Source organism: Alkalibaculum bacchi (assembly GCF_937875145.1).
GTDB classification, from domain to species: domain Bacteria; phylum Bacillota; class Clostridia; order Eubacteriales; family Alkalibacteraceae; genus Alkalibaculum; species Alkalibaculum bacchi_A.
The window spans coordinates 1-10899 of sequence record NZ_CALNCS010000002.1 but is presented as its reverse complement, the minus strand read 5'-3'; the positions used below and the strand labels follow the sequence as shown (position 1 = coordinate 10899).

Below are 10899 nucleotides of genomic sequence, written 5' to 3'. Positions count from 1 at the left end.
TTGCTTGAATTATCAAGCATGGAGCCCACTTTTATTGGTGGGAAAGTTGAGTTATAATGTATACCATCCCAATTGTATTTTGGGGTGGGATATGGTATTTTGTATGTGCGATAATCAATAATCCACTGCTGTTACCAAGCCCCCTTGCCGTATTTACATCGCTCATTCAGCTCATCTATGACAAAGTTTTTTGGTTGAATGTGAGTAATTCATTAATGCGAATTGTGCTGGGATTTGTCCTTGGTGTAGCACTTGGTATGATCTTTGCTGTTCTTTCTCATATGAGCAAACTGTTTCGACTTATCATTAATCCCTTGATAAGTGTTATCAAAGCCACACCTATGGCCTCTATAATCATCCTCCTCTTAGTTTGGATTACTTCGAAAAACCTTTCTGTAGTTTTAGTTCTTTTAGTCGTACTACCTAATATTTACAGCAATACTTTAAAAGGTCTTCAACAGGTAGATCCTAAACTGTTAGAGATGGCATTTGTCTTTAAGATGAATAAGCGAAATAGAATTAGATACATCTATTTACCAAAGGTTATGGAATTTTTGCTTCCAGCAGTAAGCTTTAGTTTAGGATTTTCATGGAAATCTGGTATTTCTGGAGAAGTGCTTGCACAACCTGTCAATACGATTGGGGAGGCCTTGTACTATTCAAAAGTCTATTTGAACACGCCAGCTCTATTTGCCTATACTCTATTTATCGTAGGTATTAGTATCGTTATGGAAAAAGTAATTATTCGCTTCATAAAAGGCTTTGAGAAAGGAGTTTCTTATGAAAGTAGAAATTGAGGTATCTAATCTATATAAAACTTATGGAGAAATCGTCGTCTTTAATCATTATAACTGTACCTTCTATTCTCAAAAATATAATTGTATAACTGGTCCATCAGGTATGGGCAAGACGACACTATTACGGATGCTTATGGGTCTAGAAGGCTACGATAGGGGGGAGATTACAGGAATAGAAGGAAAGAGATTTTCATGTGTATTTCAAGAAAACAGACTCCTAGAAAACTTTACTGGATTAGAAAATATAAACATGGTATTAGGTAATAAAAGAGAAGAGAAAGAAATACTGCAGGAATTTGAAAATGTAGGATTGTATAATAGTAGGCACCTTCCCGTGTATACATACAGTGGTGGAATGAAGAGGCGCCTTGCCATAGTTAGAGCCATCTTAGCGGATTACGATATCATTGTCTTAGATGAACCATTTAAGGAGTTAGATGAGAAAACTTATCTAAAGTGCCTAGATTATTTTGAAGAAAAGACTAAAGGCAAAACGGTCATTTTATCTACTCACAACCCATATGAAATGGAGCGCTTTGGAGATCATAAAATTGACATAGGAAAGTAATATAATTCAATAAAAAACTGTCTCTAAGTATTGCTGGCTTAGGGACAGTTTTTTCATATCGCTTCTCGCTAAAAAATTTACAGATTCACAAGGGACTTGACATTTTGATATGCTCCCTGTAAGACTTAATTTTGTTTGTGCTCACTTTCATGTAATATGAAAGATATAATATACAAGAAGATATGTCAGATAAAATCTGTGAGAAATTATTAGCCTTCTGTAAATCCTAGATTGTTAAATATTATGATATAATAATTTTATAAGTAATGAAAGGAGATGTTCATTTTATGTATAGCAAGAAAAACTTGGATATTGTAACAAGCGGGGAGGTATGTGCAAAATAAATTCGTGCATAGAGCCTCCCATAGGTTAGAATTAAACTTTAGGAGGAAATAAAATTGAATAAAATTAATATGGAAAATATAGGACTTACTCAAAAATTTGTACAGGATTCTAAAATATATAAAGATCTTTATATTGGCCGAGTTTCATCACAATATAAAAATGTGTTTAAAGTGATTACGGAAAATGGTGAAATTGTCGCTGAGATCTCAGGTAAATTTCATTATAATGTTAAAGAGCATTCGGAATACCCTAGCGTTGGGGATTTTGTTATGATTGATAGAACAGATAATTTACAAGGAAACGGGATTATTCATCATATACTTCCACGAAAAAGTGCTTTTATACGTAAAACTGCAGGTTCTAAGGAAGATATTCAGGTTGTGGCTACGAATATTGATGCTGTATTAATCTGTATGTCACTAAACAATGATTTTAATCTTCGTAGGCTAGAGCGTTACCTTGCTATTGCTTGGGATAGCGGGGCAACACCAGTTATTGTGCTCACAAAATCAGATTTATGTAAGGAAGTAGACATTAGACTTAACGAAATATATTCTATTGCAATAGGTGTAGATGTGCTTGTTACAACAAGTACATCTGATGAAGGGTACCAATCATTAAAAAAATATCTTTCTAGTGGTAAGACCGTTGCATTTATTGGATCATCTGGAGTTGGAAAATCCACTTTAATCAATTGTCTTCTTGGTGAAAGCATACTAGGCACAAATGGGATAAGAAATGATGATAAGGGTAGACATACGACTACAAGGCGTGAACTAATGGTGTTGCCGAATTTGGGGGTTGTTATTGACACTCCTGGCATGAGGGAACTTGGAATTATTAGTGCGGATTTAACAAAATCCTTTTCTGATATTGATAAGCTTGCTTCTGAATGTAGATTTAACGACTGTACCCATAAAAATGAGCCTAATTGTGCAGTGCAAGAAGCAGTTGAAAATGGTACTTTGTCAGCTGAAAGATTAGAAAGCTATTGGAAACTTCAAAAGGAAACGAGATATGAAGGCTTGAATTCTAAAATGATTGAAAAAGAAAAAGTGAATGAAATGTTTAGTGGTATGGGTGGAATGAAAAACGCCAGGAAATTTATCAAAGAACAGAACAGAAAGAAAAGAAGATAAAGTTTTTGGGACTATTAACCTCAAAAATACCGAAAGTACACGAATCTATAGCATCAATTATAAGTTAATTCACTTTCTCGACATACAATAGGGAACATATTCGTGCTTTATAAATAATGTTTTAAAAGAGATAGCAGTATACTTTTCAAGAGAGCCACTATGTTCCTTTTATAGAGCCATGATGTTAGTCTGAGAGCCCTCACTATTAAAGTGGAGCTCTCTAGCTGTTTTTTATGATCCATTTTACTAGTTGTTCATGCGATAAGGGACACATTTTAAGAATTTATTATAAGGGAGAATGTATTATGACCAAACATCGAATTTATACAACAAGTTTTGCAAAAGTTTATCCTCTTTATGTTACCAAGGCGGAGAAAAAAGGACATAGAAAAGCCGAAGTCGATGAAATCATCCGCTGGTTGACAGGGTACAGTCAGGAAGAATTAGATGCGCATTTAGAAAAAGAGACAGACTTTGAGACTTTTTTTTCAGAAGCCCCCCAACTGAATCCCTCCCGGTCTCTGATTAAAGGTGTGATCTGCGGTGTCCGAGTAGAAGATATTGAAGAGCCGATTATGCAGGAAATTCGTTATTTGGATAAGTTAATCGATGAATTAGCAAAGGGTAAAAAGATGGAAAAGATTTTGCGGAAATAAAGTAAAGGTAGAATATTTAAGGATTCAGTTTACAATAGGGAAGAAAAGATAATGTTTCCTTATATGATTGTAGGGGATAACTATGATAAGATAAAATAATAAAAAAATGAGATGTGTTCCTTATGGGACAAAAAGGTTTGTGATTTAATGATTTATTTAGAATATTTTCAATTCCCAGATGATGGTACTGAGTTTGATTTTCTCATGCAAGAAAAGAGAACTTGCTATGATTCTTATTATCCATTTAAAGTTTTATCTAGGAAAGAATTCCAACGGGTTGACTTCGAGCCTATAACCATTTTATATGGAGGTAATGGTTCGGGAAAGACGACAGCTTTAAATATCATAGCCGAAAAACTAAAAATCTTAAGAGAATCTCCTTTTAATAAATCAAATTTCTTTGATGATTATCTCAACCTATGCGAGATTAGTATCATTGAAGATGTGCCTGGTGCAAGTAGAATTATTACAAGTGATGATGTTTTTGATTATATGCTCAGCATCCGTATGATTAATGAGGAAATTGATAACAAGAGGGAAGAAATATTCCAGGATTATCTGGATACAAAATATTCGGATTTTAAGATGACTTCTCTAGAAGATTACGAAGAACTGAAAAAAGTCAACGAAACACGTCGAAGAACACAGTCAAAATATGTACGCCACAAGCTTATGGATAACATTCGTGAACTTTCTAATGGTGAAAGTGCCTTTTTATATTTTACAGAGAAAATCTCAGAGAATAATTTGTATCTATTAGATGAACCGGAAAATAGTCTTTCTCCAGAAAATCAACTTAAATTAGTCAAATATATTGGAGAGGCCGCACGATATTTTGACTGCCAGTTTATCATTTCAACTCATTCCCCTTTTCTGCTAGCAATAGAAAGGGCTAAAATATACGACTTAGATGAGAGTCCAGTGACAGTTAGGCCCTGGCATGAATTGGAGAATATTCGCATTTATTATGATTTTTTTCAAAAGCATAAAGATAAATTTGAGAAGAAATAAACACGATATGTTTTAGCTCAAGTTTTTTGTCGATGCTATGTTTACTGCCCCAAAAATGTATTTCTATACTTAACTATTGTTAATTAACCTTAGAACAGGTAAGATATAAAAGCAAAATACTGCATGATGAATTGTGAACGAATCGGAAAGGTGATTAAATGAGCATATTAACAGTAAATAACTTGAATCACAGCTATGGTGGCAGAGAAATTTTAAAAGATGTATCCTTTAGACTTTTAAAAGGGGAGCATGTAGGTTTAATAGGAGCAAACGGCGAAGGTAAATCCTCCTTTATGAACATAATAACAGGTAAGCTTGAACCTGATGAGGGCCAGATAGAATGGGCAAAGAGAGTTAGAGTTGGATACTTAGACCAACATGCTGTTCTTGAAAAGGGTATGAGCATCAGAGATGCCCTTAGAGGTGCTTTTAAGTATCTATTCGACATTGAGCAGGAAATGCAGGATTTATATATGAAGATGGGCGAGGTATCTGAGGATGAATTAGCTGCTATAATGGAAGAGGTAGGAACCATTCAGGATATCCTAGAGCATAATGACTTCTATATTGTTGACTCAAAGGTAGAAGAAACAGCTAGAGGACTGGGACTGGATGACATAGGATTAGAAAAAGATGTAGACGACTTAAGTGGTGGTCAGAGAACTAAAGTCCTTTTAGCAAAGCTACTTTTAGAAAAACCGGATATCCTTATGTTGGACGAGCCCACCAACTTTTTAGATGAGCAACATATCGTATGGCTTAAGAGATATCTTCAGGAGTATGAAAATGCCTTTTTACTTATATCTCATGATATTCTATTCTTAAATAGCGTAGTAAACCTTATATATCATATAGAGGATAAAGAAGTAACCCGCTATGTAGGAAATTATAACGATTTTGAAAGAGTTTATGAAGCTAGAAAATCTCAGCTAGAAGCAGCATATAAAAGACAACAACAGGAGATTACAAAGCTTGAGGATTTTGTTGCTAGAAATAAAGCTAGGGTTGCAACAAGAAACATGGCTATGTCCAGACAGAAGAAGTTGGATAAGATGGATATTATAGAGTTGGCAAGGGAGAAACCAAAGCCGGAGTTTAAATTTAAGGAAGGAAGAACTGCAGGAAAGCTTATATTTGAAACTAGAGATTTAGTCATTGGATATGATTCTCCACTGTCTAAACCATTAAATCTTACAATGGAAAGAGGCCAAAAAATCGCCATAGTAGGGGCAAATGGTATTGGTAAGACTACTTTTATAAAATCTATATTAGGGCAAATAAAGCCTTGTAAAGGTGAAGTAGAATTGGGAGATACTTTGGAAATTGGATACTTCGAGCAGGAGATCAAGGGAAAGAATCATAGGACGTGTATAGAGGAGATATGGCAAGAGTTTCCTAGCTGGAACCAGCATGAAATAAGGTCAGCGCTTGCTAAATGCGGACTAACTACTGACCATATTGAGTCTAAGGTGATGGTGTTAAGTGGTGGGGAGCAAGCCAAGGTAAGACTTTGTAAGATATTAAATAGAGAGACGAATATATTACTTCTAGATGAGCCTACAAACCATCTAGATGTAGATGCAAAAGAGGAATTAAAAAGAGCTTTAAAGGACTATAAAGGCGGGATACTACTAATATCTCACGAACCGGAATTCTACCATGATGTAGCTACTGAAATCTGGAATCTTGAGCAGTACACAACAAAGCTTTAAAATCTAGCAAAATGTTAAACAATTAGCTGCATTTTGCAGTATTTACAATGTCTAAAATGGCTATTAATTTAATTTTGGCGAGTTGGTAACACATTTTTGATAAAAACTTCACTTATTTGTGTTATGATTAAAATAACAGAATTATTCAATAGAGAAAAAAGAAAAGGGGAACAACAAAATGAAAAAGTATCGATGCACTATTTGTGGCTATATTCACGAAGGAGAATTAACTGAGGATTTCAAGTGTCCAAGATGTAAGCAACCTGCATCTGCATTTGAATTAGTTGAAGAAAAGAAAGAATCAGTAAATAAGTATGCTGGTACAAAGACTGAAAAAAACCTTATGGAAGCTTTTTCAGGGGAGAGTCAAGCAAGAAATAAATATACATTTTTCGCACAAATAGCGCAAAGAGAAGGTTATGATCAAATCGCAGAAATCTTCCTATCAACAGCAAGAAATGAACAGGAACATGCTAGAATTTGGTTTGAAGAGCTAGGGAAATTAAGTATTACTCCTGAAAATCTTTTCCAAGCAGCAGAAGGCGAAAACTATGAATGGACAGATATGTATGCTCGTTTTGCTAAGGATGCAGAAGAAGAAGGTTTTCACGATTTAGCAGAACGATTCCGAAAAGTTGGAGGCGTAGAAAAGACACATGAAGAGAGATACCGTACATTACAAGATAATGTAGAAACCAAACACGTATTTGCAAAAGAAGAAGAAACCGTATGGGAATGTCGTATTTGTGGTTACCAAGTGACTGGGAAAGAAGCTCCTGAAGTATGTCCAGTATGTAAATACGCTCAAGCCTTCTTTCAAGTTCACGGAGAGAATTATTAATAGAGACTGATAAATACATATTTCAATGATCTGCTACTTAAATAAATCCTCCCACTATTTTTACAAGATAGTGGGAGGATTTTTATATATGGCGCTATATCTTATTATTAATTATCAACTATTCACCAATTAAGTTCTTGGCATGAAATTACCTTCTTTTATTATCACTGGATACGAACGTTTATTCGAGCATATTTTCTCACAAAATACACTGATGCGCAAGATTATAAAAAATATTGTAATTAATTGTTGAATATATGATAAAATACTAAATAATTAATAAATATCCACCTTATCTAATTAGCCCTGGTAAGTCAAGTTTCCATATCGTTTAGGTTTAAATGAAGAGAAAGGAACATATACATAAATGAAGAAAAGAGTAATGATGGTTTTTGGTACTAGACCAGAAGCAATAAAAATGTGCCCTTTGGTGAGGGAGCTTAAGACTCGAAAAAATTTAGAAACCGTTGTATGTGTAACAGGTCAACATAGGCAAATGTTAGATCAGGTATTGGAGGCATTTCATGTCACTCCACAGTACGATCTTTCCATTATGAAGGACAAACAAAACTTATTTGATGTTACAATTAGTATTTTAGATAAAATGAAAGAGGTTCTAGAGGAAGTGAAGCCAGAAGTGGTATTGGTTCATGGAGATACATCTACCACTTTTGTAACAGCTTTAGCCTGTTTTTATATGCAGACTCCAGTAGGACATATCGAGGCTGGGCTTAGAACGTACAATTTATTTTCTCCATTTCCTGAAGAGTTTAATCGACAAGCTGTTTCTATTATGGCGAAGTATCACTTTGCCCCTACAGAAAGATCAAAAGAAAATTTAGTTAAAGAAGGTAAGGACCCTGCCTCTATTTTTGTTACGGGAAATACGGCTATTGATGCTCTAAAAACTACAGTAAGAGAAGACTATACACACGAACAGTTAGAGTGGGTATCTGATAGTAGGTTAATAATGATAACCGCTCATAGAAGAGAAAATCTTGGAAAACCAATGAGAAATATGTTTAAGGCAATAAAGAGAATTATTACTGAACATCCCGATATAAAGGCAATTTATCCTATCCACATGAACCCTGTTGTGAGAGAAACAGCTAACGAAATTCTTAGTGAGTGCAATAGGATAAGAATTATCGAACCACTGGATGTTGTAGATTTTCATAACTTTCTTTCACAGTCTTATTTAATACTAACAGATAGTGGTGGAATTCAGGAAGAAGCGCCAAGTTTAGGTAAACCAGTACTTGTAATGAGAGATACAACCGAGAGGCCAGAAGGAATAGAAGTAGGGACACTAAAATTAGTGGGAACAGATGAGGAAGTTATCTATAAGACGTTGAAACAGTTATTAATAGATCAAGAAGAATATGATAAAATGAGCACAGCAAGCAATCCATATGGAGATGGATTAGCTAGTAAAAGAATTGCGGATATACTAGAGCAAAAATAGCTGATACATTACCATGAATCAGCTTAATGAACTTGAAAAGAGTTTTAAACTCTCAACAAGTAAATGAACAAAATTATAGCGTGAGAAGGGCTCTTATTTATGAAAGAGAAAAAAAATATTTTTTATTCAAGAACATATAGACATCTAGAAAATAGATTGTCAAAAGGAATTTTGTATATGTTCGTATTAGTAATTCCTGTTTTGTTGATATTTATCCTCAATATTAAAAATATAACTGTATTTATGTCCGAGTTGGCAATTTATATACTAAGCAAGGAGTTTAAAGGGGTTGAATTCTACAAAGGTGAAGACCATTTTTCGATATTGGGGAATATAGAATTTGTAAGCCTACCTACAGTATATCCAGAGATATTATTTGTTTTACTAAATATAATCCTTGTTCTTTCAGCCGTTATTTTTTTAAATATTGGAAAAAAACGAGGAGGAGCGCTGAGTATCTATTTTACTGCAATATCTTTGATACATATAATTAATTGCATTTATTTTATCTTTGCAAGTGATTTTTTTCCATATACAGGATCTGAGTATTCAAATCTATACATGAAGCAACAAATCAGCATATGGATTAGCTTTATAGTTATGGCTGGTTTGATTACAGGTTTTGTGGTGAACAAAGGAGTAATATATAAAATTGTAACTTTTTTTTCGATAGTAGTGTATTCACTAGCATTCGGCATAATACGTTATATTGTATTCTTGTACATTGTTCAAAAGTTCTCAATTCTCTATATGGTTTTATTATTCTTTATTCTGGGGCCTTTTTTTGATTTTTTATATTTTGTAACTATTTATGGTCTTTATATCAACAAAATGACTAAATTATTAAACAACAAATTGAGAGGAGAGGAGTGGTTGTGGTCATAACAATATTAAAGGCTTATATGATCTTTGTTATCATCGTTATGCTGATTTATGCCATAAGACATTTCGTTTTCTCGTATAATCGTTTATTTGGAAGACAGAAACTTTACTATAACGATATTTATTCGACAAAAATGCCGTATATTTCTGTATTGATACCAATGCATAATGAAGAAAAGGTGTTGAAATACGTATTAGACTCCCTTTTAGAATGTGAGTATGATAGAGATCGGTTAGAGATTATTCCTATTAACGATAATTCACTAGATAAGACGAAAGAGCTTTTAGACAAATATCATGATGAATACGAGTTTATTCGACCACTACATAGAGATAGCAAGGACAGAGGGAAACCAGCAAGTTTAAATAATGCGATGAAAGTAGCTAAAGGTGAAATCATTATTGTTTTTGATGCAGATTATCGCCCAGCGAGGGACATGTTGAAACAATTAGCTGTTGGATTTCAAAATCCTGAAGTAGGTGCTGTTATGGGTAGAGTGATCCCTTACAATGCAAACAAAAATCTTTTAACTAGACTGATTAATCTTGAAAGATGTGGTGGTTATCAGGTTGACCAACAAGCAAGATATAATATGGGCTTAGTTCCCCAATATGGTGGTACAGTTGGAGGATTTAGAAAGGATTTAATAGTGGAATTAGGAGGATTCAATCCCTTAATACTTGCTGAAGATACAGAACTAACCTATAAATTATTTACAAATGGATGGAAAGTTGTCTATGCTAATTCAGCAGAATGTTATGAGGAGGCACCAGAAACGTGGGAAGTGCGAGCTAAGCAGATAAGGAGATGGGCAAGAGGTCATAATCAAGTTTTATTTAGATATTTAGGAAAAGTAATAGTAACTCCGTATATGAATCTAAGGGAAAAAGTAGACGGCATATTATTACTTTTTGTGTATGCAGTTCCATTTTTTCTAGTAATGGCTCATGTATGTTCTTTTATTTTGTTTTTTCTTGGTGCAATGAATTTATTTGTTGGTTGGTGGGCTCTTTTGTTTATTGGAGCTTACACTTCCTTTGGGAATTTTGCACCATTTTATGAAATAGGGACAGGCTTGATGTTGGATGGAGTTGAAGGGGAGGCATCGTTACTACCCTTTTTAATGATTAATTTTTATTTTTACATGTGGCATATAAGTCTTGGATTTATAGACGCAATAGTGGATGTAATCACAAGACGCCGGGTAAAGTGGGCTAAAACTAAGCGATTTACGGAATCCTCCAACAAAGAGGAAGAGTCAATAAATAAAGAAAAGGAGACTATTGAAATTTAGAACAGAAAGGAGCGATGATATGCCATGGAAATAGAAGTACTAGCCGTATTATTTACTTTTCTTTTTATATTGCCAATTATTTTAGCGAGTTCATACTATAAAAAACAAGAGGGAGAGATTTTATTTATTAATCACTCAACTTTCCCACCAATAAAAGTGGGCTCCATGCTTGATAATTCAAGCAAAAT

Annotated in this window: 10 protein-coding genes; all 10 read left to right on the top strand. The window is 34.1% G+C overall.

All coding sequences use genetic code 11. From position 1 onward, the window contains the following. Window positions 1–200 precede the first annotated feature (200 nt). The 10 genes from Q7P22_RS00080 (at window position 201) to Q7P22_RS00035 (ending at window position 10711) form a co-directional block, all read left to right on the top strand. Window positions 201–797 carry an ABC transporter permease gene (locus tag Q7P22_RS00080; protein ID WP_303859538.1) on the top strand — a complete coding sequence of 199 codons (597 nt, stop codon included), beginning with the start codon at window positions 201–203 and terminating at the stop codon, window positions 795–797. Beyond that, a complete protein-coding gene (locus Q7P22_RS00075; protein ID WP_303859537.1) occupies window positions 781–1365 on the top strand; it encodes an ATP-binding cassette domain-containing protein in 585 nt (194 codons plus the stop codon). The genes Q7P22_RS00080 and Q7P22_RS00075 overlap by 17 nt, the downstream gene beginning before the upstream one ends. Before the next feature lie 398 nt (window positions 1366–1763). Further along, complete coding sequence (rsgA, locus tag Q7P22_RS00070) at window positions 1764–2849, top strand: ribosome small subunit-dependent GTPase A (RefSeq protein WP_303859536.1); 1086 nt, start codon at window positions 1764–1766, stop codon at window positions 2847–2849. A gap of 305 nt (window positions 2850–3154) precedes the next feature. Beyond that, on the top strand, window positions 3155–3505 hold the full coding sequence (locus Q7P22_RS00065) for a DUF2200 domain-containing protein (protein ID WP_303859535.1): 351 nt from the start codon (window positions 3155–3157) through the stop codon (window positions 3503–3505). A 147-nt stretch (window positions 3506–3652) separates the two neighbouring features. After that, window positions 3653–4516, top strand: a complete 864-nt coding sequence (locus Q7P22_RS00060) for an AAA family ATPase (protein WP_303859534.1) — start codon at window positions 3653–3655, stop codon at window positions 4514–4516. Between the two features lie 158 nt (window positions 4517–4674). Further along, window positions 4675–6228 (top strand): ABC-F family ATP-binding cassette domain-containing protein, encoded by a 1554-nt coding sequence (locus tag Q7P22_RS00055; RefSeq protein WP_303859533.1) that lies wholly within the window; start codon window positions 4675–4677, stop codon window positions 6226–6228. A 178-nt stretch (window positions 6229–6406) separates the two neighbouring features. Next, window positions 6407–7069 carry a rubrerythrin gene (gene rbr / locus Q7P22_RS00050; RefSeq protein ID WP_113921585.1) on the top strand — a complete coding sequence of 221 codons (663 nt, stop codon included), beginning with the start codon at window positions 6407–6409 and terminating at the stop codon, window positions 7067–7069. Window positions 7070–7436: 367 nt separating this feature from the next. After that, window positions 7437–8534, top strand: coding sequence for a non-hydrolyzing UDP-N-acetylglucosamine 2-epimerase (gene wecB / locus Q7P22_RS00045; RefSeq protein WP_303859532.1), 1098 nt, complete (start codon window positions 7437–7439; stop codon window positions 8532–8534). Between the two features lie 99 nt (window positions 8535–8633). Continuing rightward, window positions 8634–9419, top strand: a complete 786-nt coding sequence (locus Q7P22_RS00040; RefSeq protein WP_303859531.1) for a hypothetical protein — start codon at window positions 8634–8636, stop codon at window positions 9417–9419. After that, window positions 9410–10711, top strand: coding sequence for a glycosyltransferase family 2 protein (locus Q7P22_RS00035; RefSeq protein WP_303859530.1), 1302 nt, complete (start codon window positions 9410–9412; stop codon window positions 10709–10711). The genes Q7P22_RS00040 and Q7P22_RS00035 overlap by 10 nt, the downstream gene beginning before the upstream one ends. Window positions 10712–10899: the final 188 nt, after the last annotated feature.